This is a genomic window from Streptococcus sp. 2020WUSS089, assembly GCF_044427405.1.
GTDB classification, from domain to species: domain Bacteria; phylum Bacillota; class Bacilli; order Lactobacillales; family Streptococcaceae; genus Streptococcus; species Streptococcus hashimotonensis.
In genome coordinates this window covers 204,749-227,491 of the sequence record NZ_JAOTGD010000003.1, presented here as the reverse complement: position 1 = coordinate 227,491, position 22,743 = coordinate 204,749, and the positions used below count along the sequence as shown (strand labels likewise).

The window sequence follows — 22,743 nt, the reverse complement described above, 5'->3', positions numbered from 1 at the left end:
GGTCTAGCCACGAGTAAGTGAGGGATACTCACAGAAAATAATTATACCATAATATAGAAAATGTGCAAGCGAAAACAGTTTTCTGAAAACATTTTCACAAAAAATAAAGACTGCCAAACAAAGGGCAGCCCTATGGATTAAGCTACAATTGCTTTTGCTACTTCTTCTGTTGTCATGCGTGAGAAATAGTGTGTTGTGTCGATTTCTTGGAGTTTCGCTAGGACATCTACGTACTCGTACCGAGTGCCAACCAGCAAGTCTTCGATGTCCGATACATCACCAATACCGAAGAAGTCTCCGTAAATCTTGATAGATTCGATCACAGATTTTTCAGCCTTGATGTAGGTTGTGATTTTACCAGCTGGGTAACGCACGCTACGCTCCACTGTGTATTCTGGTGTTTGACCGTAGGTCCAATCCCATGTCGCAAACTGGGTATCACGGATTTCTTGGATACGAGCCAAGTCATCTTCTGACAAGACGTACTCGTCCATGTCTGGGTATTCTTGCTTCATCTGGTTGAGAATGGCGTCCTTGAACTCCAAGACTGTCATCTTCTCTGGCAATTCGTTATTGATATTGGTCACGCGAGCACGGACTGATTTGACTCCCTTGGACTCAATCTTGTCCTTGCTGACTTTAAGAGCACTTGCGAGGACTGACATATCCACATCAAAGAGCAAGCAACCGTGGTGCATCATACGACCTTTTGCATATGCTTGGGCATTACCACAGATTTTCTTACCATCAATTTCCAGGTCATTACGGCCGGTGAAATTTGCCTCAACACCCAGTGTTGCTAGGGTATCAATCACAGGCTTGGAGAAGGTTTTGAAGTCAAAAGCTCCCTCGTCTGCCTTATTAGATATAATGGTATAGTTGAGGTTGTTGAGGTCATGATAGACAGCGCCACCACCTGACAGACGGCGAACAACATGGATGCCTTTTTCGTCTGTGAATTCCTTGTTAATTTCTTCAATAGCATTCTGGTGCTTACCGATAATGATGGCTGGCTCATTGATCCAAAGGATAAAAATCTCGTCAATATCTGTTAATTCCTTGAAGGCATAGGCTTCGAGGGCGATGTTATAAGCTGGGTCATTGCTGTTGTTTACGATGTATTTCATGCAAAACTCCTTTATTGTTAACTAATTTTTATTATAGTGGAAACGATAACAAAAGGCAAGTATTGAAACTCTTCTTGTCCATTCTTGAATTTTCTAAAAAATGATGGTAGGCTAGGGAAGGAGGTTAACATGAATAAACGCTTAAAACTATTCTGGCAAATTTATATTATCTCAAGTATCTTGGTTCCTTTTATGTGGATAATCAATCTTCCCATCATTTGCTTTATCCTTCCTCTTTATTTGACCTGGAAAAACATCTGTCATTTTATGGCACTCTTGAAAAAGCAATTAAAAGAATACGTTTTCTGGGTCAATGATAGCTTGATATTCTTTTTTGGAATCGTACTGAGTTGGCTAGCTCTTGATGAAGCCCAAGTTGTTTACGTCGATTGGACAGAAACCTTAGTTAATAGACAGATCCACAGCCCCATTCAAACAGAAGCCTGGTCAGGGCAGTTCTTCCTGCTTCTTATGGGTCTTTTAGCTTATTTAGTGCTGAACATCAACCAAACTAAGCTCCTCTCCCCTCTCCTAACGGTCCTCCTCATCAGCTGCCTGTATCCAAGTTTTGTCTTTGCTATTTTGTGGACTATTCAACTTTCTAGTTTGATCGAAACAGATTTACTCACCTACAGCTATCTGTGTTTGGTCCCCTTCAATATCTGTCTTATTTACAGTCGGACCATTTTACAAACCATTCAATTATGGCAAGAAGATTTAGCCAAGCAGTGCAATCCACGCTTTCCTAGACTTTCTGTTCTCCTGCAAAGAAGCCTTTCTCTGCCAATCTGGTTGCTCTTCTTCAGCCTGCCCTATCTTGCAGTTCTTGGCTCTTATCTCATTCTCTTTGGTCAAAAACCTGACCAGCTGCTTCAAATGTGGTCAGAAACCAGCGATTGGGCCTTATCGGAAAAAGTCTCCCCACCAAACACCTTCTATGACGAACACTACCTTTGTACAGTGGGGGCCGCTGGACACCGCAAATTGGTCAAACCCATTCGCATGGGAGAACGCCATGGTCATCGTGTGGTGGTCAACCGTCAGCTACAAATTGCCAATGCCTTTGAACAAATTTTAGAAGAAAGATGTCCACGCCTGCATCGATGTATCCGTTCTAACTACGATCGATATGGCTATCCCATTTCCAAACATATTCGCACAGCCTGGCAGGCAGACCTCGTTTATCTGCTAATGAAGCCGGCAGAATGGCTCTTCCTCATCGTCATCTATCTGCACGATCGTAAGCCAGAAAATCGGATAGCACGTCAGTATTTACCTATAAAAAAATGATAAGCTGAAGATTATTCAGCTTCTTTTCAATAAATTTTATTCCACGTCAGCTCCGTTTGTAGCGATGACTTTCTTATACCATTCAAATGATTTTTTCTTGGAACGTTTGAGGGTTCCATTTCCTTCATTGTCGCGGTCAACGTAGATGAAGCCGTAGCGTTTTTTCATTTCGCCTGTTCCAGCAGAAACTAGGTCAATACAGCCCCAAGTGGTGTAGCCCAAGAGTTCAACGCCGTCTTCGACAATGGCGTCGCGCATGGCTAAGACGTGTTGACGGAGGTAGTCGATACGGTAATCATCTTCCACATAGCCATTTTCATCTGGTGTGTCAACTGCTCCCAGACCATTTTCAACCACAAAGAGTGGCTTTTGGTAGCGATCCCAGATAGAGTTGAGGGTAATGCGGAAACCGAGTGGGTCAATCTGCCAGCCCCACTCCGATGCGTCTAGGTAAGGGTTTTTAATAGAAGCAAAGATATTGCCTGCTGTTTTTTCCTTCTCTGCTGGATCGCCAGATGCAACACGGCTAGAGTAGTAAGAGAAGGAAATAAAGTCCACCGTATGCTCTTTCAGGAGTGCTAGGTCTTCGTCTGTCATTTCAATCTCAATGCCTGCACGCTCCCACTTCTTCTTGGCATAGTTTGGATAGTAGCCACGCGCCTGCACATCGATGAAGAAATAATTTTCACGGTCTTCTTGCAAGCCTTCCCAGACATCACGTGGGTGACAGGTATGTGGGTAGTATTGACCTGCGGCCAACATACAACCAACCTTGTTTTCTGGGTCAATTTCATGGGCCAATTTTGTGGCAATGGCTGAGGCAACAAGCTCGTGGTGGGCAGCCTGGTATTTGACCTGTTCCACATTTTCACCTTCTTCAAAATAGAGACCTGCTCCCATAAATGGTGCATGGAGAATCATGTTGATCTCGTTGAAAGTCAGCCAGTATTTGACCAATCCCTTGTAGCGTGTGAAGAGGGTACGGCACAGGCGTTCGTAAAATTCAAGCATCTTACGATTGCGCCAGCCACCGTAGGTCTCAATCAAGTGCATTGGACAGTCAAAGTGGGTAATGGTCACAAGGGGCTCAATGCCGTACTTGTGGCACTCCTTAAACAAGTCTTCGTAGAATCGCAAGCCTTTTTCGTTCGGCTCTAGCTCGTCTCCCTTAGGGAAAATACGGGACCAGGCGATGGATAGACGATAGGTCTTAAAGCCCATTTCACCAAAGAGGGCAATATCCTCCTTGAAATGGTGGTACATGTCAATGGACTCTTTGGCTGGGTAGAAATAGCCATCCTCAAAATCAAACATCTTCTTACGACCAGTAATAATGGCACCACGGTCTTCACCAATTGGAACTACGTCAACATTGGCAAGTCCACGCCCGTCCACATCATAGGCACCCTCACATTGGTTGGCAGCTGTTGCACCACCCCATAAAAATCCTTCTGGAAATACTTTTGTTACTGTCATTTTTTCTCCTTTTCCTAGCTTTGCTGTTGATAAAGAACCTCTCTGTTCACAGGGTCAACGACACTGACTAGGTCATACTTTCCATCCTCATAATCAAAGGTCAATATAGCACAATTACGCATCCGAACTTGCGGATAGTTTGTCAATACCTGCCTGAAAAATTGAGCTATGGCAGCTCCGTGACTGACCACTAAAACAGATTGATCGTCTGCTTCTTCCATAATGCCCCCAATGGTTTCGACCATTCGTTTTCGGACATCTTGATAAGACTCTCCTCCAAAGGTGACAAAGTAATCACCGTAGCCAATATCTCCTTGGAGAGGAGGGTTAAGATATTCCTGTTGACCCTCGAAAGCTCCAAAATCCTGTTCTTTCAAGCCTTTCAAGCGAGTATAGTCCGTCCTTCCAGATACCAATTCGGCTGTGTCACAGGCACGTTCTTGGGTTGAAGAATAGATTTTATCGAACTCAATCCCTTGCTCTTGAAAATACTGGTGAGCAGCTAGTGCTTGCTCTTTTCCCAGTTCTGTCAGGGGAGAATCACAGGCCCCTTGAATCCGACCTTGTTGATTAAACCGAGTTTGTCCATGGCGCATTAAGTACAATTTTGTTGCCATTTTCCTCCTCCTTACAAATCAATCACTTGATTGAGGACAGGGTTGATTACTTTGACTAAGCGAATCTGGTCCCCATCGTATTCTAACTGGCAAATGGCACAGTTGCTAAATCGGAAATCAGCTGGAAGTTCGATTTTGTGGTGCAACATAAAGCCCCACATGGCTGCACCATGACTGACAGCCAACACCGTTTTTTCATCCTGTTCTGACACCGTCTCTTCTACCGTCTGAGCTACTCGTTGTCCGACTGTACGAATATCCTCACCTCCGAAAGGCACCAAGAGGTCTTCAAATGAATTGGCTCCTGGACGAAACTTGGGCAAAAGCATTTCAGGTTGTGCTTCGAAAATGCCGAAATCCATTTCTTTGAGCCCTTTTAATTGCTGGACATTCTCCTGACCTGACACAATCTTGGCAGTATCTGTCGCACGTTCCTGTGTGGAAGAATAGACTGCACCAAACTGGATACCTTGCTCAGCAAAGTAATTCTTAGCCGCCTGTGCTTGCGCTCTGCCATTTTCCGTCAAAGGAGAATCGCAAACGCCCTGTACACGACCTTGGGTGTTAAAAAGTGTTTCCCCATGGCGCATCAAATAGATTGTTTTTACCATAGAACCTCCTAGTCATTCAAAATGCTTGCTCCATTACTTGCGATAAGGTCCTTATACCAGAAGAAGGAATCCTTCCGTGAACGGTCAAAGCTGCCATTTCCTTGGTCATCCGCATCTACATAAACAAAACCGTACCGTTTGGACATTTCTGATGTTGAAGCTGAAACCAAGTCCGTGCAACCCCACCAAGTGTAACCCATGAGTTCTACCCCATCTTCGATGGCTTCATACATTTGTTCCACATGTTTGCGAAGGTAATCAATCCGATAATGATCGTGAATGGAACCATCCTTCTCAACCGTATCCAAGGCACCCAAGCCATTTTCCACAATGAAGAGAGGAACTTGGTAACGGTCGTAGAGCTTATTGAGTGTGAGACGGAGGCCGACAGGATCAATCTGCCAACCCCAGTCAGAGGCTTCCAGATATGGATTTGCTTCGCCTAGAATCAAGTTTCCTGCTGTCGCTTTTTGCTCTGGCGTTTGATTATTTGGATGGCGGGTAACGGAGGTCATATAGTATGAAAAACTCATAAAATCCACGGGATATTGTTTCAAAATCGCTTCATCGCCTGGTTCAAAGTGAATGGTGATATTATTTTCCTTGAAGAAGCGATTCATGTAACGCGGATATTCCCCACGCACTTGAACATCCGAGTAAAACAGGTTAGATTGGTCTTTTTGTAGCGCGTACATCATATCATCTGGATGACAGGTTGCTGGATAGGCTTCCATACGAGCCAGCATACAACCAACCTTGTTTTCTGGATCAATCTCATGAGCAACTTTTGTTGCTAAACTAGAAGCGATAAACTGATGGTGGACTGCTTGGTACATTTCGTCCAAGTGCAACTGACCATCTTCAAATAGCAAGCCGCCAACATGCAAAAAAAGAAAGCCACGTGGACTTTCTTTTCATTTATTATATTATTTCCGTTTTGGTGGGTTGTGAATCGCTACACCAAGAACATCTAGGAAGGCTTCATACATAACCTCTGAGAAGGTTGGGTGACCGTGGATTGATGCTGCTACGTCGTCAACTGTCAATTCAGATTCCATGATAGTTGCTGCTTCGTTAATCATTTCAGCTGCAACTGGACCGATGATATGAACACCAAGGATTTCATGGTATTTTTTATCAGCAATAACTTTTACGAAACCATGTGCTTCGTTAGAAGCAATAGCACGACCGTTACCAGTGAAGCTGTTGCGACCGATAAGGATGTTTTCTTTACCGTATTTCTCGATAGCTTGGTCTTCTGTCAAACCAACCATAGCGATTTCTGGGTGTGTGTAAACCGCTGCTGGTGTGAAGTCCAATTTAGCTTTATGGTGGTTACCGTGGATCGCATTTTCAGCTGCCACTTCACCCATACGGTAAGCAGCGTGTGCCAACATCTTAGTACCGTTGACATCACCTGGTGCGTAGATGCCTGGGATAGAAGTTTCTTGGTATTCGTTAACCTTGATACGACCGCGGTCCAATTCAAGGTTAAGATTTTCAAGACCAGCCAATTGTGGTACACGACCGATTGAAAGAAGGGCTTTTTCAGAAACGATTTCTGAGCCGTCATTCAACTTGATAGTCAATTGGTTATTAGCTTCGATGATTTCAGATACACCAACAGATGTCAAGAATTTCATACCTTTCTTAGAAAGGACTTTTTGCAATTCAACAGACACTTCACGGTCCATACCTGGAATGATACGGTCAGCCATTTCAACAACTGTTACTTCTGTACCGTATGATGCGTAAACCAAACCAAGCTCCACACCGACTACGCCACCGCCCATAACAGTCAGTGACTTAGGAATTTCACGCAAGTCAAGGATATCGTCAGAAGTCAATACTAGCTTAGAATCAATACCTGGGATGTTGATGCGTGATACTTTAGAACCTGTTGCAAGGATGATGCTACGACCTTTGATAACTTTGTCGCCAATAACAACCGTCTTATCAGGGTTTACTTGACCAAGACCATTGAAGATTGTTACCTTGTTAGCTTTCAAAAGACCTTGAACGCCACCAGTCAATGTCTTCACAACCTTGTTCTTGAAGTCGACTGTCTTATCCATGTCAACAGTGTAGTTGGTTGAAGCAAGGTTGATACCACGCTCAGCCGCAATCTTCAAACCGTCAAGGATTTCAGCGTTTTTCAGATAGGTCTTAGTTGGGATACATCCCTTGTTCAAGCAGGTACCACCAAATTCTGATTTCTCAACGATAGCGATTTTACCGCCCAATTGAGCACCACGAATAGCTGCGTAGTAACCAGCAGGACCACCACCGACAACAACCATGTCGTACTCGTCAGCTGCCAATTCCGCCTTCGGAGCTTGTGGAGCTGCTGCAGGAGCTGCAGGTACTTCCAAACCAGCTGCTTTCAAGTCAGCAGTTGCTTGAGCAACTTCAGCTGGAGCAGGTGCAGCACCCACTTCAACTGTTTCACCTTCTGCACCAAGGTAAGCAATGACTTCTGTTACAGGAACTGTTGCACCGTTACCGTGAACGATTTTCAAAAGAACACCTGATTCTTCCGCTTCCAATTCCATACTTGTCTTGTCTGACATCATCTCCAAGATAACATCACCCTCGTTGACAAAATCACCCTCTTGTTTTTTCCACTCGATGATTTCACCTTCTTGCATATCTACACCAAGTTTCGGCATAATAATTTCAATTGCCATGTTTAAGATACCAAGAGCGAAGAGAAAGCGACTGAAAAATAGGAAATCGTAGAAAATCCTGATTTTCTAAACGATTTGTCTTTTTTCCGAGCTTTCCGCTCGGGTTCAATTGCTAAAACTCTCTCGCTCTTATTCCCTTTCTTTATTTTTTCTCTTTACCAAATTGAGCACAGGCTAAAAACCTATTGAAAAAGATAAATCGCCTCGTGCCTCAAGGCACATCGTTGATTTCCTATTTTCATACGGTTTTCTTAACGCCTTTTGCATCTTATCTCAGATCAACAATTCCAATGGGTTTTCCAGCAAGTTCTTCAAGTCAACCATGAACTTAGCACCATTCATACCATCAATGATACGGTGGTCGATGGTCAAGCAGAGTGCCATGATTGGACGGATTTTGATTTCGCCGTCGATGACAACTGGTGTTTGAACAGTTGATGCTACACCAAGGATTGCTGAGTTTGGTTGGTTGATGATTGGGTTAAAGGTTTTAGTACCAAACATACCCAAGTTGGTGATAGAGAAGGTAGAACCTGACATTTCAGCCCCCTTCAACTTACCAGATTGAGCCTTCTTGATGACATCTTTCGAAGCCACCACAAAGTCAGACAAGCTCATCTTATCTGCGCCGTGAACAACTGGCACCACCAAGCCATCATCTAGACCTACTGCGATACCAAGGTTGACGAACTTGTGTAATTCGATTTCTTGTGCATCGTTAATCAAAGATGCGTTCATGTAACGGTGTTCTTCTTTCATCAAAGTACGAACAACCGCAAGACCGATTAAGTCTGTAAAGGTTACTTTCAAACCAGTCTTGTTCATGATTGGCTCAAGGACTTGCTTACGAAGTGCCATGAGGTTGGTCATGTCAATATCGTAGTTAAGTGTAAATGTCGGAGCAGTCAAGTAAGAGTTGACCATACCTTTTGAAATCGCCTTACGCATTGGGCTCATCTTGATGATTTCAACGCCTTCTGGCAATTCTTTAGCTGGTTTTTCTTCTGCTTTTGGTGCTGGAGCAGCAGTTTCTACAGCTGCAGGAGCAAGTACTGCAAGAACGTCGTTCTTGACAATCTTACCGTTGACACCTGAACCTGTAATGGTTGACAAGTCAACACCTTGGTCTGCTGCAATACGGGCTGCAAGCGGAGTTGCTTTGGGAGCTGCTCCCTTGAAGTCTTCGACGTCAACCTTGTGGACACGACCGTTAGCACCTGTTCCTGGAACAAGACCCAAATCAATTCCAAGCTCACGCGCCAATTTACGTGCTGCTGGAGTCGCACGAACCTTGCCACCACCTTGTGGTTTGGCAGCAGTTGCAGGAGCAACAATCACTGGTGTACGACCTGCAGGTACTTCTTCAATAGCCGCTGCTGGTTCAACAGCAGGAGCACTTCCAGCTTCAACCGTCTCACCTTCAGCACCGATGTAGGCAATAACTTCTGTTACGGGAACGGTAGCACCGTTTCCGTGAACAATTTTCAATAGGATGCCTGACTCTTCTGCTTCCAGCTCCATGCTGGTCTTGTCAGACATCATTTCCAAGATGACGTCGCCTTCGTTGACAAAATCGCCCTCTTGTTTTTTCCACTCGATGATTTCACCTTCTTGCATGTCCACACCGAGCTTAGGCATAATGATTTCAATAGCCATAATTATGATACAAAGAACGTCCAAATGCGACCGAATTTTAGGAGTCCAACGCAGGATGCTTCACATCCAAGGCGGACTATCTAAATTCCGAGCATTTAGTTCGTGTTCTAATCCTTTCTTTCAGTTTCTTACCTTGTCAAGAACCAAACCAGACTTCGATAATCGAAGTGGCTTAATTCTTTTCCAAGCATTCTTAGTCATGCTAGAACACTTTATTTCTAGCATATTAGGGTTATCGTCTTTCCGATTGCTTTTCTGGCAAGTCAATTTGGTGCAGGCATAACCGACCTTAGGCAAGCCAAATCAATACAGCCAGAAAAGATAAGCGAATGACGATAAGATTAACCCTTGTTTACTTGCTTGTAGATTGCCGCTTTGATTTTCTCTACGTTTGGCAATACTGCGTTTTCAAGAATGTTTGCGTAAGGAACTGGTACATCGTCTGAAGCGATACGGATGATTGGTGCATCCAAGTAGTCAAAGGCTTCGCTTTCTGTGATGATTGATGCGATTTCACCGATGAAACCACCTGTTTTGTAAGCATCGTTGACCAAGATAACCTTACCAGTTTTCTTCACAGATTCGATGATCAATTCTTTATCCAATGGGATAAGGGTACGTGGGTCAACCACTTCTACGCTGATGCCTTCTGCAGCTACTTCTTCAGCCGCTTTCAAGGCACGTTCCAACATACGACCGTATGAAATGATGGTTACATCTGTACCTTCACGTTTGATTTCACCTTTACCAAGTGGAATGTAGAAATCTGGGTCCAAGTTCACTTCTTCTTTTTTACCGTAAAGAGCTTTTGGCTCCAAGAAGATAACTGGGTTATTGTCAAGGATAGATGATTTCAAGAGACCTTTTGCATCGTTAGCTGTACCTGGTGCAACAACTTTGATACCTGGGATGTGAGTCAACCAAGCTTCAAGAGATTGTGAGTGCTGTGCCGCTGAACCGATACCTGAACCAGATGCCACACGGAAGGTTACAGGTGTTTTCAAGCCACCACCAAACATATAGTTGGTTTTAGCCGCTTGGTTAACAATCGCATCAAGGGCAATTGTGATGAAGTCCATGAAAGTCAAGTCAACGATTGGACGAAGACCTGTTTGAGCCGCACCAACCGCAGAACCAGCGATTGCAGCCTCAGAGATAGGCGTGTCGCGAACGCGTTTTGGACCAAACTCGTCCAACATACCAACAGATGTACCGAAGTCACCGCCGTAGATACCGACGTCTTCACCCATCAAGAATACTTTTTCATCCTTACGCATTTCTTCGCTCTGAGCCAAGTTAATCGCTTCACGCAAGGCCATTACTTTTGTTTCAGCCATTTTTTACTCCTAATTTATATCAATTTATCTTTACTGTACTAAGGAAAACCAAACAATTACCACAATGTATCGTCATTTAGTTTTTCTTTTATTACTTCGTTAACTCGCCTTGCCTAACTTCAGTTATGCCTGCATCTCGTTGCCTAGTACTAAAAGCAAACTAAAAGACTATAATTGTTTATAGCCCCAGCTTGAGGCACCGTAGAATTGTACTCGAACTAAGGACTGTGCAAATTTCATGTTTAACTATTGCAGTTACTGCGTCGTAGACAACTGTACTTTCTTCGGTTTCACCTGTGAAAATACTAGTTGTCTTGACGAGGGTGCGTCTACGAAATCAAAGATTTCGGACTTACCGCTTATTTTCGCTGTGTCCTTTTAACGTTCTCGTTACTTACGACACGGAGACTATTCAGCCGATATTGCTGAATAGGCGAAGTTAGTGAGGTAAGTAGGTAGTCCACCATAGTGGCTACCGTAGTTTGACTTGCTCTTTAGAGCTTAGTCAAACTTCTTACGTTAGTCTACAAACACATCTTCGTAAGCTACTGAGATGTCTGGATCTGGGCTTTCTTGTGCGAATTTCACAGATGCTTCTACTTGTTCTGCAACTTGTGCTTCGATGGCATCCAATTCTTCGTCTGTCGCAATCTTGTTTTCTGTCAAGTATTTGCGGTATTTCTTAAGTGGGTCTTTTGCTTTCCACTCGTTAACTTCTTCTTTTGTACGGTACACACCTGCATCGGCAGTTGAGTGACCAAACCAGCGGTATGATTCAACCTCAACCATTGCTGGTCCGTTTCCTGCACGAACGTACTCGATGACTTCTTGCATTTTTTCATAAACGGCAATAACGTCGTTACCATCCTCAACATAGTGACCTGGAATACCGTATGCTGCTGCACGTTGGTAGAGATGAGGAATCTTAGTTGAGTAAGAAATATCTGTTGAGATACCGTAACGGTTGTTTGTAATGAAGAAGATAACTGGCAAGTTCCAAACTGCCGCCAAGTTCATTGATTCATGGAAGGAACCTTCGTTAGTAGCTGAATCACCTGAGAAGGCAATAACAATGTTATCTGTACCAAGGTATTGTTGCGTAAGGGCTGCACCAACTGCAAGGGCATAACCACCACCTACGATACCGTTTGAACCAAAGTTTCCTTTTTCAACGTTTGCCAAGTGCATGGAACCACCACGGCCTTTTGATGTACCAGTTGCCTTACCAGCAAGCTCAGCCATCATACCATTGATGTCAATACCTTTTGCAATAACGTGACCGTGACCACGGTGATGTGAGAAGATGATGTCCTCATCTGTCAATCCAGCAATAGGTCCAACAGCTGCAGCTTCTTCACCGACTGAGAAGTGAGTCATACCTTGTACGAAACCGCGACGCACTAATTTGTTTAATTTCATATCAACATCACGGATTTGTTGCATTTTCAAGAACATGTCCAAATGTTGTTCTTTTGTGATAGATACCATAATTTCCTCCAAAGGTTTTTCTCTTTCTGTACTATGATAGACCAATATTTCACAAATGGCAAGTAATTGAACCGTTTTCTTTTTACAGAAATTTTCGTGAAAACCTTGATTTAGTGCGTTTTTTCACAAATTCCAAAAAGATTTATTTTCCTTGTTTGAAACTTTTTTCACAAACTTTAAAATGAGCTTGCACGCCGTCTTTCTTTCTGTTAATATAGGTACGGAGGTTCTTATGGAATTCGATTTATTTCTGATGATTTGTAACTACGTAGGCACTATCGCATTTGCTGTTTCGGGGGCCGTAAAAGGATTTAAGAAAAAGTTAGATATTTTTGGAATTAGCTTGCTCGGCATCATTACCGCCGTTGGTGGGGGAATTATTCGAGATACGATGGCCAATCGCATTCCTACTGCTTTGACTGATCCTACAGCCATCTATTTATCTCTCGGAGTAGCGATTAGCATGTACTTGATTGTTATCAATCTAAAGCAGGACAAACCACTTGATAAGAAGATGATTCATTTCCTTTCCCAGACAAACCTTATCTTTGATGCAATCGGTCTAGCCATCTTCGCCCTCATTGGAGCCAGTACTGGCATCTCTCTCCAGCTAAACGCTCTAACCAGTGGTATTCTGGCAGCTTTGACAGGTGTCGGAGGCGGAATCGCCCGTGATTTACTCGTCAATGAAACACCTATTGTTCTTAAAGAAGATGTCTATGCTGTCCTTGCATTTTTCTCAGGAGTCCTCTATCATCTTTGCGTTGTAAATTGGAAATTACCACAAATTCCAACCTTCATCACTATTTTTACCATTTCTTTAGTCATTCGATTATTGGTAATTAAATACAAAATCAATCTTCCAAATATGGAAAGCAAACGAAAGGTCTGAGTTCGTCAACTCAGACCTTTTTGTATTATTATTGATTACCAGCCGCCGTGACCACCTGCACCTGGTCCTGTTGCTGTGATTTGAGTAATCTGCTCACCGTTAACTGTCACAGTACCTCCTGTCAATTCAGCAGTTCCATCGAAGTCAAAAGCAGATTGAGCTGTTACATCGATTGTACCACCGGAGATATAAATGTCTCCATTAGCATCAAAGGCATCCGTATCTCCACTACCTACAGCCACTTTCAAGTCACCGCCAGTTACCTTGATAAAGATATCTGATGACGTTGTACTTGCCGCATTAATAGCATCATCTGAACCGTAAACATCTAATGTACCACCATTAATCGTGATGTTAGTACCTTCAAGTGCCTCAGCAGATTCTGATACTGTAATGGTACCTCCGTCAATTGTCAAAGCCGTCTCCGCTTTAATACCATCATCACCTGCTTTTACAGTAATTTCACCACCTGTGATAGTTGTATAACCTTTGGTAGTATCTGTATCATTTGTAGACTTGATACCATCACCACCTGCTGTTACATTGATTGTACCACCATTGATTGTCAATGAATCCTTACCACGGATACCATCATCTACTGCAGTGACGGTAATGTTTCCTGAATTCACGACAAGGTCGTCCGTCGATACAATACCATCTTGGAAGTTCCCCTCAACTGTCAAGCTACCATTACCAGTGATGGTCAAATCTGCTTCAACATGGATAGCCCCCTCAATATTGGTATCTGTATGATTGCTGGTATCTTTCACTGTATTCGTCGTACCATCTTTGATTTCCAATTCAACATTATCAGCATTAATAACATTGATTGCTGCAGTATCTGAACTTGAAATCTCAGCACCTGCTAGAATGATGCGAACATTGGCATCTGTTTCAACCGTTACACCAGCTGTTGTTGAACCAGTCAAAATATAGGTTCCTCCCTCAGTAATTTTCAAGCCATCGTTTGAAAGCGTCACTTCTGTCGTTGGAAGGGCTGACCAGTCAATAGATGACGAGCTCGAATCTGATGAAGTGCTATTATTTGAAGTTGTCGCTACACTTGTCTGACTAGTTGCTGCTAAACTTGAAGTCGTCGTTGAACTTGAAGTAGATGAACATGCTGCTAAGACACCAAGACTCATAAGAGTAACACCAGAGTAAAGTAATTTTTTAAGATTTGTTTTCATAATAAAGATTCCTTTTCTTTCTTTAGGAAGTCGTATCCCTTCCTGATATGCTCCTAGTTTACCTTTCCTTCCTAAAAGAAAGATTAAAGATTGCCAAAAGAAAACTTAAAGTTCTATGAACTACAAAAGGCCGGGAAACCCAGCCTAGGAATAATCATTGATAAAATCTATAGCTTAACCCAATTCAAGCTTTTCAACTCAAGCAAGGGAGAAGTTTCAGGGTTGGTATCTGATTCAGAAATGCGTTTTAAACCTGGAATCATCGCATTGTATTGATAAATGCGAAAAACACCATCTCCTTCAAATAAGTATGTTCCATCCTGTAAAGGACGAAGTAGGGCGTCCGGTCCAATTTCAAATCCAAGATTGCGGAAATTATCCACCAAACGTAGACTCTCATTGGCAAGCTGAGTATAGAGATCAATTAAGACATATTCTCCCGACTTGTCCAAAGCTAGAAGCAGCTCCTCTGTACCATCATGGTTGACATCATACAAACTATAAAATATTCCACTGTATTCTTGCCCCTGGCTAGTTAATAAGCTCAGATAGCTACTGACCTCATCCTGATTGATTGCCTCAGCAGGCTGCCCCATATTCGCTTGATAACGATCAATAACTGATTGGTATACCTCACTTAGCTCAGGAGTGGTCACTGAGGATGCTTGCTTCTCGGAGCTAGATGCTATTGTTGACGCTTGCTGCAAACTAGAACTATCTGAAACTTGGCTTGAAGCACTAGAACTAGAACTCTCACCACCTTTTACCTGATTAGACTGACAAGCAGCTAATAGTACAACCGTGGACACTAACATCAGTTTACTAATAAATGTTTTCATAACTTCCTCCTGTGCTCTATCTTTGGTCTTAGTATAACATCTTTCCGAAGGCTTGTAAACGCCACCATATATGGACAAAGCATCCGAGCCAGAAAAAGCCGAATGTTTCCATCCGACTTTTATTGTTAATCTTTCTGATCAAGAGCACGCAGCATTTGGTCAATTTTATTGCCGTACTCAATTGATTGGTCTTTTTCAAAGACCAAATCCGGAATTTTATAAAGAGTTAACTTACGACCAAGTTCTCTCTTAATGGTTCCCGTCGCTTTTTCAAGACCCGTTTGTGCTTTTTGATTATCGGATGCCAAATTACTCATGATTGTGTAGTAAACCTTGGCCATTGACAAATCGCCGACCATCTGAACATCTGTAATAGTCACTCCCTGCACACGTGGATCACGAACTTTCTTTTGCAAAATCTCATTGACTTCGCGCTTGATTTCCATCCCGACACGGTCTGTACGAAAATGATTCGCCATATTCTTTCCTTTCTTAGATGATAGAAAAGCTGAGTTTCCCCAGCTTGAATAATCCAAGTAGATTAAAAACTATTGCTTTAAAACCTACTAAATCTATTAAATTATCACTTCCTCGACAAAATCACTTGTCTATGATTTTGACAATGAGAAAATATTATTTTTTGATTTCTTCCATGATGTAAGCTTCAATGGTATCATCAACTTTCAAGTCGTTGTAGTTCTCAATCATCAAACCACCCTCTTGGGCATTACCAACTTCTTTCACGTCATCTTTATAGCGTTTCAAACTAGCTAGTTTACCATCAAATACTACAACACCATCACGGATAACTCGAACACTTGAATCACGGGTAACTTTACCACGAACAACCATGAAACCACCGATCGTTCCAACTTTGGATACCTTGAAGGTTTCACGAATGATTGCCTCACCAATGATTTTTTCTTCATATTCTGGGTCAAGCATACCTTTCATGGCATCTTCCATCTCTTCGATAACCTTGTAAATGATGCTGTGAAGACGTACTTCAACATCATCTGCTTCAGCTTGGTTACGTGCTTCAGCTGTTGGACGAACGTTGAAACCAATTACAAGAGCATTTGAAGCTTCCGCAAGAGTAATATCTGATTCGTTGATAGCTCCGACTGCAGAGTGGACGATATTAACACGTACTCCCTCTACTTCAATCTTTTGAAGCGATGATGCAAGTGCTTCAACTGAACCTTGTACGTCAGCCTTGATAATCACATTAACTGACTTAACCTCACCTGCTTTAAGGGTATCAAAGAGGTTTTCAAGACTAACTCGTTGCGTTGCTTGACGCTGTTTAAGAAGAGCACGTTTAGCACGTTCTTCACCTGCTGCACGAGCTGATTTCTCATCCTCGTAAACTGCAAAGTGATCGCCTGCCATAGGAGCTTCGTTCAAACCAGTAATAGATACCGGTGTAGATGGACCAGCAGTTTTAACACGACGACCAAGGTCGTTTGTCATGGCACGAACACGTCCGAAGGTATTTCCGACAACGATTGGGTCTTGAACATTAAGTGTCCCTTGTTGAATGAGGAGGGTTGCAACCGCACCTTTCCCTTTATCCAAATGCGCTTCGATAACTGTACCAATCGCACGAACAGTTGGGTCTGCCTTCAGTTCTTGAATTTCAGCAACCAAAAGAACAGTTTCCAACAATTCATCAATGTTTTGGTTAAACTTAGCTGAGATTTCTACAAATTCAGATTCTCCACCCCAAGCGGTTGAGATAACACCGTGCTCAGCCAATTCACCGATGACACGCTCTGGGTTTGCACCTGGCTTGTCAATCTTGTTGATAGCTACAATGATTGGCACATTAGCGGCTTTTGAGTGGTTGATAGCCTCAATCGTTTGCGGCATGACACCATCATCTGCAGCAACGACTAGGATGGTCAAGTCGGTAACAGATGCACCACGTGCACGCATAGAAGTAAAGGCCGCGTGTCCTGGAGTATCCAAGAAGGTAATTTTCTTACCAGCTTCCTCAATTTGGTAGGCACCGATATGCTGTGTGATACCTCCAGCTTCCCCAGTAGCAACACGAGAATTACGTAGGGTATCCAACAAGGTTGTTTTACCATGGTCAACGTGTCCCATGATAGTCACAACAGGTGGGCGTTCTGTCATCTCTTCTTCATTGAGGTAGCCCTCTTCTACGAAGAAACGCTCAATATCTGCGTTATCGACCTCTACCTTTTCTTTCGCTTCAATACCATAATCAACCATGAGGAGTTCGATAGTATCTCCATCCAAAGATTGGTTTTGAGTCGCCATAACTCCCATAAGGAAGAGTTTTTTCACAATTTCAGCAGGTTCACGTTTGATCCGTTTTGCAATTTCTGCGACGGTCATGCCAGCAGTGTATTCAAATTCAGTTGGCAATTCGTGGAACTTGCGTTCTGTGACAGGTTTGGCAGGTTGGTTAGCCTTGCCTTTTTTATTTTTCTTGTTGTTATTCCAGTTACTTGTTCTTTGATTTCTCACTTGATTTTGACTATTTCGATTTCTTTGTTGTTTCCGTGGACCATCTTCTTCGTCACCATTAAAGTCACGTTTTTTATCTGGTCGAGCTTGTTTCTTACGACGGGTATCTACAGTAGTTTCTGCAACTTGCTCTGGTACCGATGCAACAGGTGCAGGCTTCACAAATGGTTTGCTTTCCACAACCGGTTCTTCAAACTTAATTTCTTTTGGCTTCTTAGGTTGCTTTTTAGCTTCCTGAGCCTGACGAAAACGTTCTTCACTGGTACGAGCATACTCCGCATTTTGTTCTGCTTTCAAAGCAGCAGCACGCGCTTTGAAGTCAATTTTAGGTCCTGCTGGTTTTGCAGCCTCTCTTTGTTCAAAGCGAGCTGACCGACCTGAACGATTGTCCTGACGACGGTTGTCTCGATTATCGCGACGGTCTCCAAATCGGTTGTCTTTCCGCTCTTCTGGACGCTGGTCACGACGATTGTCGCGGCGATCATTTCGCTCATTGTTTGAACGTCCCTGACCTAGTTGACGGTTGTCCCGACGGTCCTGACCAGATTTAGCTTGACCACCTTTTCCTTGATTCTGAGCTCGCTTAGCAGCCTGCTCTTTGGCCCGTGCTTCACGCTCTGCCTTAAAGTTTCGACTCTGTGGACGATGTGGAGCTGATTGTACTGCACTTGCCGCAACTTCTTCTTTTACTACTGGCTGTGTTTCCTTAGCTTTTTCTAGCTTAGCTGTTTCCACTTTTGGAGTTTCATCAACCTTCTCAGGCTTGCTAACTTTTGCCGCAACTTTAGTTGCCTCTGATTTTTGTCCCCCAAAGCTTTCTGCAAGGCGTTTAGCGCTTGCTTCATCTACGCTTGAAGCATGACTTTTGACTTCAAAACCCAATTCTTGAGCCTTAGCAACAACTTCCTTACTGCTTACGCCTAATTCACGGGCTATTTCATTCAATCTCTTCTTAGACAATGCCTTGTCCTCCTGTTCTATTCCATAATAGACCTCATCTTCTTTGTAAATCCAGCGTCTGTCACTGCAAGAACTTTTCTAGCCTTGCCGACAGCTGCACTCAATTCCAGTGTTGAAAACACTGTTACAACTTCTACTTGATAGGTATGACTTTTATCTGTTACTTTTTTACTTAAATTTCCAGCAGCATCTTCGGCTAAAAACACCAACTTTGCCTGCCCTTTTTGAATAGCTTCAACAACCAGGTCCTCACCCGAAACCAGGCGACCAGCTCGCTGGGCCAAACCTAATAAATTTAAGATTTTCTGTCTCTTATTCGAGTCCAAGTTCTCTCCTCTTGATCTTATGATCAACATAGGCAATTAATTCATCGTAAAATTCTTCGGTCACTTCCATACTAAAGGAACGATCGAAGACACGACGTTTCTTAGCTTGGCTTGCCTCATCATTATCAAGCTTGATGTAAGCTCCACGACCATTTGCCTTGCCTGTTGGATCGATAAATACCTGACCTTCTTTATTTTTTACAATACGGAGCAAATCCCGTTTGTCGATGATTTCACCGGACACCACAGACTTGCGCAAGGGTATTTTTCTAGCTTTTGCCATGGTTGCTCCTTTTGTCTTATTCTAGTTCTTCTGTGACTTCTTCTACAACTTCGTCTGTTGCATATTGAGCAGCCTCAATTGCTTCATATTCTGATGCTGACTTGATGTCGATACGGAATCCTGTCAAATGCGCTGCCAAGCGAACATTCTGACCACGACGACCGATTGCCAAGGACAATTTATCATCTGGCACAACAACAGTAGCATGCTTGCCATCTTCTGTATCAAACAATACTTGGTCAACCTCTGCAGGTGCAAGAGCATTGTAGATAAATTCCGCTTCATCTGCTACCCACTCGATAACGTCAATATTTTCCTCAGTAGGAATCATACGGTCATTCTTAGCATCATAACGAGCTGGGTGGAACTTGCTGGTGATTTTCTTGATATTTGAACCACCACGACCAACGATCGTACCGATGGCATCTACGTTTGGATTATGGCTACGAACAGCCACTTTCGTACGATCTCCAGCTTCACGGGCAACACTCATGATTTCAACTGTTCCATCGTATACTTCTGGAATTTCCTGTTCCATAAGACGTTTGATCATTTCTGGATGGCTACGGCTGACAAATACGTTAACACCACGACCATTGTCTTCTACCTTGTAGACATAGACTTCGATGCGATCATGAGATTGGAAAACCTCACCAGGAATTTGGTCTTGTTTTGACAATTGTGCTTCAATCGTACCAAGGTTGACATAGATAAAGCGATTATCAAAACGCTCTACCGTACCTGACATAATCTCATTTTCATGTTGCTTGTAGGTATTGAAGGTAATGGCACGCTTTTGTTTGCGCATCTTTTCCATGATGGTCTGTTTAGCTGATTGAGCAGCTACACGTCCAAATTCCGCTGGGTCTTCTTGGAATTTAATTTTGTCACCCATTTCATAAGCTGATGAAATAGCCAAGGCATCTTTTAGACTAATTTCTAGTCGGCTATCAAATACTTCATCTACTACTTCACGAACAGTAAATACATGGAAATCGCCTTTTTTCTCGTCAAATTCAATCACTGCTGATTCTGATTGACCATAACGGCGTTTATAAGCTGAACGAAGCGACTCTGTAACTGCATCAATGATATCCGCTTTGTTAATACCCATGTCTTCCTCTAAAATACGGAAGGCTTCTAGCATTTCTTTACTCATGTTGTTTTCCTTTTGCGCTCAAAAGGTCCTTTCTTAAAGTCTAATATCTTTATAAAATACTCATGAAAGAGCATTATAACTTAACAGCCAAACGGGCCTTAGCCACCGTCTGGTAAGGAATAGTCACTTCCTTCTTACGGGTTTTATCCATATACTCCATAATCAGGTCTGTTCCATCAAAGGAGAGCAACGTTCCTTCAAAAACCTTGATTTTATCAATTGCCTGATAGAGCTTGACATGGATGTACTTTCCAACCGCCTTCTCAACAGCATCTGCCGTTTTTAAAGGACGTTCCAAACCTGGACTTGTTACCTCCAGCATGTATTGGTCTGGAAATGGGTCTGGTTTGATAGTGTCCAAAATCGGACTGATCTTTTCGGATAAATCTGCCGTATCTTGAAGGGAAATTCCACCCTCCTTATCGACAAAAATCGATAGGACATAGTCACCGCCCATTTTACCATATTCCACATCTACCAACTCGTAAGGAGTTTGAATAGCGGGGGTAATTGCTGCTGTGACCAATTCAATAATTGATGACATAAACACCTCCTACTTTTACAGTCGCTAGAAATACATTACTCAAATAGTTCGCACTATCCAGGACTCTCTATTTCCTTTGACAGTAAACTCCCTTGTACTATCATTCATTCTATATACAGAAATCCGTGTACAGGGAAAGGGTTGACTGACGCCAACCCCTTTTCTCATTATTCACTTCCATTATTCTATCATATCTATCCCTATTTGTAAAGGAAAACGATGGATTATAGTCATTTAGTTTATTCGACAAAGGAAAAAGGTCTCTGCTAGACCTCTCCTCATTTTCCACTAAGAGAATTATTGAAACTGTGCTTCCACACGATAGATGACTTGACCCTTGTTTGAGAATTTCTCCTCATACTCTGTCATAACGTTGCCTTCCAAACCATCAGCATGCAAATCTAGCCAAACTTGCTTCAAGACCATGCCATATTGAGAAAAACTAGCCAGGCTATACTCAAACAGACCACGATTATCTGTTTTGAAGTGGATTTCTCCTTTCTCAGGCAAGATTTCCTTGTAGGTATCCAAGAATGACTTGTAGGTCAAACGGCGTTTCTCATGACGTTTCTTAGGCCATGGATCTGAAAAATTCAGATAAAGCTGATCTATCTCTGCCGGTGCAAAATAGTTGGTCAAACTCGAACCATCCACCTGCAATAATTTTATATTTGGCAAGCCAGCTTCAAGCACACGATCCAAGGCATAGCTTAACACGGTCATCTGAATATCAATACCAATATAGTTAATATCTGGATTTTGCGCAGCCATACCAGTGACAAAGCGACCTTTACCAGAACCAACTTCTATGTGGATAGGATTATTGTTTCCAAAAATCTCTGCCCATTTCCCCTTACATTCCTCTGGATTGGAGATAACATACTGGGGATTGTTTGCTAGAAGCTCACTCGCTCCCTTACGATTTCTAACTCTCATACTTCCTTATAGAAACTCTGACGGAATTGCCGTAGAGCGTAAATTTCTTTATTTGCAGCCAAAACATTGTAGCTTTCTACATGCTTAGCAATTTGGTTTAGATAGCCAAGCTGGCCATACCAATAAACCTTATTTAACACTGTGCTGTTATATTTGTAGCCGTAAGCCCGGAGCCACTCTTCCCAGGACTGACGAGGAATATAATGCGTCAAAATATAGGCAACATCCAACATCCGATCCGTTACACAAGCGGTCTCCCAATCTGTCAAATACACCAAACCAGACGTCGTTTCTACCCAGTTACTATGATGCAAATCTCCGTGAACAAATGTTGCCACCTCTTGACGGAATCTTGGTAGATTATTCAATAAATCTTGACAGATAGATTGCAGATAAGAATTCTGTCCCAATCTAGTTGGCGCCTCTTTTTGCCAACGATAAACCAAATCCTGAGGTTCCATATAGGTGTAATTCATCTGCAAAGCCTGATTGAGCAAAATGCGAGAATAGTGCATTCTCACCAGTATTTGACGAATCTGTTTACTAGTCATATCTTGACGCTCCAAGGTACGACCATTCAACCACTCCTGCTCTACACGATGCCCCATTCCTACTTCACGATTTGCTGACAAAACGGGTGGTGTAATTTGCTCACGCGCAAGAGCAGACACTATCGGAGGCATCTCATACTTCACAAAGACTGGCGTTCCGTCTGACCGTAGGCCTTTAAACGCTTTGCCACTATTTCCTGCAATAGACTGTAATTGTAGCCCACTGGTATCAAACTGCATGCCTTTCCTCCTTTAAAAATTCCTTACTATTTTACTAA

20 protein-coding genes and 1 pseudogene are annotated in these 22,743 nt (G+C 42.8%); 2 read left to right on the top strand and 19 right to left on the bottom strand.

The window, feature by feature from the left end:
* Positions 1-137: 137 nt before the first annotated feature.
* Positions 138-1,127 (bottom strand): lipoate--protein ligase, encoded by a 990-nt coding sequence (locus ODU46_RS04675; RefSeq protein ID WP_105140666.1) that lies wholly within the window; start codon positions 1,125-1,127, stop codon positions 138-140.
* A gap of 129 nt (positions 1,128-1,256) precedes the next feature.
* Here ODU46_RS04675 and ODU46_RS04670 point away from each other — a divergent pair, with 129 nt between their 5' ends.
* Positions 1,257-2,417, top strand: coding sequence for a DUF6688 family protein (locus tag ODU46_RS04670; RefSeq protein ID WP_398579312.1), 1,161 nt, complete (start codon positions 1,257-1,259; stop codon positions 2,415-2,417).
* A gap of 36 nt (positions 2,418-2,453) precedes the next feature.
* Here the strand turns inward: ODU46_RS04670 and ODU46_RS04665 are convergent, their stop codons facing one another.
* The 8 genes and pseudogenes from ODU46_RS04665 to ODU46_RS04630 form a co-directional block, all read right to left on the bottom strand.
* Positions 2,454-3,893, bottom strand: a complete 1,440-nt coding sequence (locus ODU46_RS04665) for a 6-phospho-beta-glucosidase (RefSeq protein ID WP_024406580.1) — start codon at positions 3,891-3,893, stop codon at positions 2,454-2,456.
* A 14-nt stretch (positions 3,894-3,907) separates the two neighbouring features.
* Positions 3,908-4,510 carry a histidine phosphatase family protein gene (locus tag ODU46_RS04660; RefSeq protein ID WP_336383249.1) on the bottom strand — a complete coding sequence of 201 codons (603 nt, stop codon included), beginning with the start codon at positions 4,508-4,510 and terminating at the stop codon, positions 3,908-3,910.
* Positions 4,511-4,521: 11 nt separating this feature from the next.
* Positions 4,522-5,121: a histidine phosphatase family protein gene (locus ODU46_RS04655; protein WP_024406579.1), complete on the bottom strand. Its 600-nt coding sequence runs from the start codon at positions 5,119-5,121 to the stop codon at positions 4,522-4,524.
* Between the two features lie 8 nt (positions 5,122-5,129).
* Positions 5,130-5,999 (bottom strand): annotated as a pseudogene (locus ODU46_RS04650) (family 1 glycosylhydrolase); the annotation flags it as partial.
* Positions 6,000-6,047: 48 nt separating this feature from the next.
* Positions 6,048-7,808: a dihydrolipoyl dehydrogenase gene (lpdA, locus tag ODU46_RS04645; protein ID WP_253213372.1), complete on the bottom strand. Its 1,761-nt coding sequence runs from the start codon at positions 7,806-7,808 to the stop codon at positions 6,048-6,050.
* Positions 7,809-8,081: 273 nt separating this feature from the next.
* On the bottom strand, positions 8,082-9,464 hold the full coding sequence (locus ODU46_RS04640; RefSeq protein ID WP_398579311.1) for a dihydrolipoamide acetyltransferase: 1,383 nt from the start codon (positions 9,462-9,464) through the stop codon (positions 8,082-8,084).
* Positions 9,465-9,805: 341 nt separating this feature from the next.
* Positions 9,806-10,801, bottom strand: a complete 996-nt coding sequence (locus tag ODU46_RS04635; RefSeq protein ID WP_002942393.1) for an alpha-ketoacid dehydrogenase subunit beta — start codon at positions 10,799-10,801, stop codon at positions 9,806-9,808.
* Between the two features lie 519 nt (positions 10,802-11,320).
* On the bottom strand, positions 11,321-12,289 hold the full coding sequence (locus ODU46_RS04630; RefSeq protein ID WP_013730549.1) for a thiamine pyrophosphate-dependent dehydrogenase E1 component subunit alpha: 969 nt from the start codon (positions 12,287-12,289) through the stop codon (positions 11,321-11,323).
* Between the two features lie 232 nt (positions 12,290-12,521).
* Between ODU46_RS04630 and ODU46_RS04625 the strand changes: the two genes are divergently transcribed.
* Positions 12,522-13,181, top strand: a complete 660-nt coding sequence (locus ODU46_RS04625; protein WP_024401072.1) for a trimeric intracellular cation channel family protein — start codon at positions 12,522-12,524, stop codon at positions 13,179-13,181.
* Positions 13,182-13,216: 35 nt separating this feature from the next.
* On the opposite strand, the gene ODU46_RS04620 is transcribed toward ODU46_RS04625, so the two are convergent.
* The 10 genes from ODU46_RS04620 to ccrZ form a co-directional block, all read right to left on the bottom strand.
* A complete protein-coding gene (locus tag ODU46_RS04620) occupies positions 13,217-14,371 on the bottom strand; it encodes a carbohydrate-binding domain-containing protein (RefSeq protein WP_136628780.1) in 1,155 nt (384 codons plus the stop codon).
* Positions 14,372-14,538: 167 nt separating this feature from the next.
* Positions 14,539-15,210: a colicin lysis protein gene (locus ODU46_RS04615; protein ID WP_398579310.1), complete on the bottom strand. Its 672-nt coding sequence runs from the start codon at positions 15,208-15,210 to the stop codon at positions 14,539-14,541.
* A gap of 125 nt (positions 15,211-15,335) precedes the next feature.
* The gene (rbfA, locus tag ODU46_RS04610; RefSeq protein ID WP_002942382.1) at positions 15,336-15,689 is read right to left on the bottom strand and encodes a 30S ribosome-binding factor RbfA; all 354 of its coding nucleotides are present in this window, start codon (positions 15,687-15,689) and stop codon (positions 15,336-15,338) included.
* Between the two features lie 154 nt (positions 15,690-15,843).
* The gene (gene infB / locus ODU46_RS04605; protein WP_398579309.1) at positions 15,844-18,666 is read right to left on the bottom strand and encodes a translation initiation factor IF-2; all 2,823 of its coding nucleotides are present in this window, start codon (positions 18,664-18,666) and stop codon (positions 15,844-15,846) included.
* 17 nt (positions 18,667-18,683) lie between these two features.
* Positions 18,684-19,022, bottom strand: coding sequence for a YlxQ-related RNA-binding protein (locus ODU46_RS04600; RefSeq protein ID WP_043028741.1), 339 nt, complete (start codon positions 19,020-19,022; stop codon positions 18,684-18,686).
* Entirely contained in the window at positions 18,979-19,275 is a 297-nt protein-coding gene (rnpM, locus tag ODU46_RS04595) for an RNase P modulator RnpM (protein ID WP_024389460.1), read from the bottom strand. Before rnpM ends, ODU46_RS04600 begins: the two co-directional genes overlap by 44 nt.
* Before the next feature lie 16 nt (positions 19,276-19,291).
* Positions 19,292-20,434, bottom strand: a complete 1,143-nt coding sequence (gene nusA / locus ODU46_RS04590; protein WP_105141519.1) for a transcription termination factor NusA — start codon at positions 20,432-20,434, stop codon at positions 19,292-19,294.
* A 73-nt stretch (positions 20,435-20,507) separates the two neighbouring features.
* Complete coding sequence (gene rimP, locus ODU46_RS04585; RefSeq protein WP_002942369.1) at positions 20,508-20,978, bottom strand: ribosome maturation factor RimP; 471 nt, start codon at positions 20,976-20,978, stop codon at positions 20,508-20,510.
* Positions 20,979-21,275: 297 nt separating this feature from the next.
* On the bottom strand, positions 21,276-21,914 hold the full coding sequence (gene trmB / locus ODU46_RS04580; protein WP_002939002.1) for a tRNA (guanosine(46)-N7)-methyltransferase TrmB: 639 nt from the start codon (positions 21,912-21,914) through the stop codon (positions 21,276-21,278).
* On the bottom strand, positions 21,911-22,705 hold the full coding sequence (gene ccrZ, locus ODU46_RS04575; protein WP_002942360.1) for a cell cycle regulator CcrZ: 795 nt from the start codon (positions 22,703-22,705) through the stop codon (positions 21,911-21,913). The genes trmB and ccrZ overlap by 4 nt, the downstream gene beginning before the upstream one ends.
* Positions 22,706-22,743: the final 38 nt, after the last annotated feature.

Bases quoted from the DNA above. Each gene is read 5' to 3' on its own strand.
- ODU46_RS04675 (WP_105140666.1), bottom strand. From the start codon at position 1,127: ATGAAATACATCGTAAACAACAGCAATGACCCAGCTTATAACATCGCC.
- ODU46_RS04670 (WP_398579312.1), top strand. From the start codon at position 1,257: ATGAATAAACGCTTAAAACTATTCTGGCAAATTTATATTATCTCAAGT.
- ODU46_RS04665 (WP_024406580.1), bottom strand. From the start codon at position 3,893: ATGACAGTAACAAAAGTATTTCCAGAAGGATTTTTATGGGGTGGTGCA.
- ODU46_RS04660 (WP_336383249.1), bottom strand. From the start codon at position 4,510: ATGGCAACAAAATTGTACTTAATGCGCCATGGACAAACTCGGTTTAAT.
- ODU46_RS04655 (WP_024406579.1), bottom strand. From the start codon at position 5,121: ATGGTAAAAACAATCTATTTGATGCGCCATGGGGAAACACTTTTTAAC.
- lpdA (WP_253213372.1), bottom strand. From the start codon at position 7,808: ATGGCAATTGAAATTATTATGCCGAAACTTGGTGTAGATATGCAAGAA.
- ODU46_RS04640 (WP_398579311.1), bottom strand. From the start codon at position 9,464: ATGGCTATTGAAATCATTATGCCTAAGCTCGGTGTGGACATGCAAGAA.
- ODU46_RS04635 (WP_002942393.1), bottom strand. From the start codon at position 10,801: ATGGCTGAAACAAAAGTAATGGCCTTGCGTGAAGCGATTAACTTGGCT.
- ODU46_RS04630 (WP_013730549.1), bottom strand. From the start codon at position 12,289: ATGGTATCTATCACAAAAGAACAACATTTGGACATGTTCTTGAAAATG.
- ODU46_RS04625 (WP_024401072.1), top strand. From the start codon at position 12,522: ATGGAATTCGATTTATTTCTGATGATTTGTAACTACGTAGGCACTATC.
- ODU46_RS04620 (WP_136628780.1), bottom strand. From the start codon at position 14,371: ATGAAAACAAATCTTAAAAAATTACTTTACTCTGGTGTTACTCTTATG.
- ODU46_RS04615 (WP_398579310.1), bottom strand. From the start codon at position 15,210: ATGAAAACATTTATTAGTAAACTGATGTTAGTGTCCACGGTTGTACTA.
- rbfA (WP_002942382.1), bottom strand. From the start codon at position 15,689: ATGGCGAATCATTTTCGTACAGACCGTGTCGGGATGGAAATCAAGCGC.
- ODU46_RS04600 (WP_043028741.1), bottom strand. From the start codon at position 19,022: ATGTTGATCATAAGATCAAGAGGAGAGAACTTGGACTCGAATAAGAGA.
- rnpM (WP_024389460.1), bottom strand. From the start codon at position 19,275: ATGGCAAAAGCTAGAAAAATACCCTTGCGCAAGTCTGTGGTGTCCGGT.
- nusA (WP_105141519.1), bottom strand. From the start codon at position 20,434: ATGAGTAAAGAAATGCTAGAAGCCTTCCGTATTTTAGAGGAAGACATG.
- rimP (WP_002942369.1), bottom strand. From the start codon at position 20,978: ATGTCATCAATTATTGAATTGGTCACAGCAGCAATTACCCCCGCTATT.
- trmB (WP_002939002.1), bottom strand. From the start codon at position 21,914: ATGAGAGTTAGAAATCGTAAGGGAGCGAGTGAGCTTCTAGCAAACAAT.
- ccrZ (WP_002942360.1), bottom strand. From the start codon at position 22,705: ATGCAGTTTGATACCAGTGGGCTACAATTACAGTCTATTGCAGGAAAT.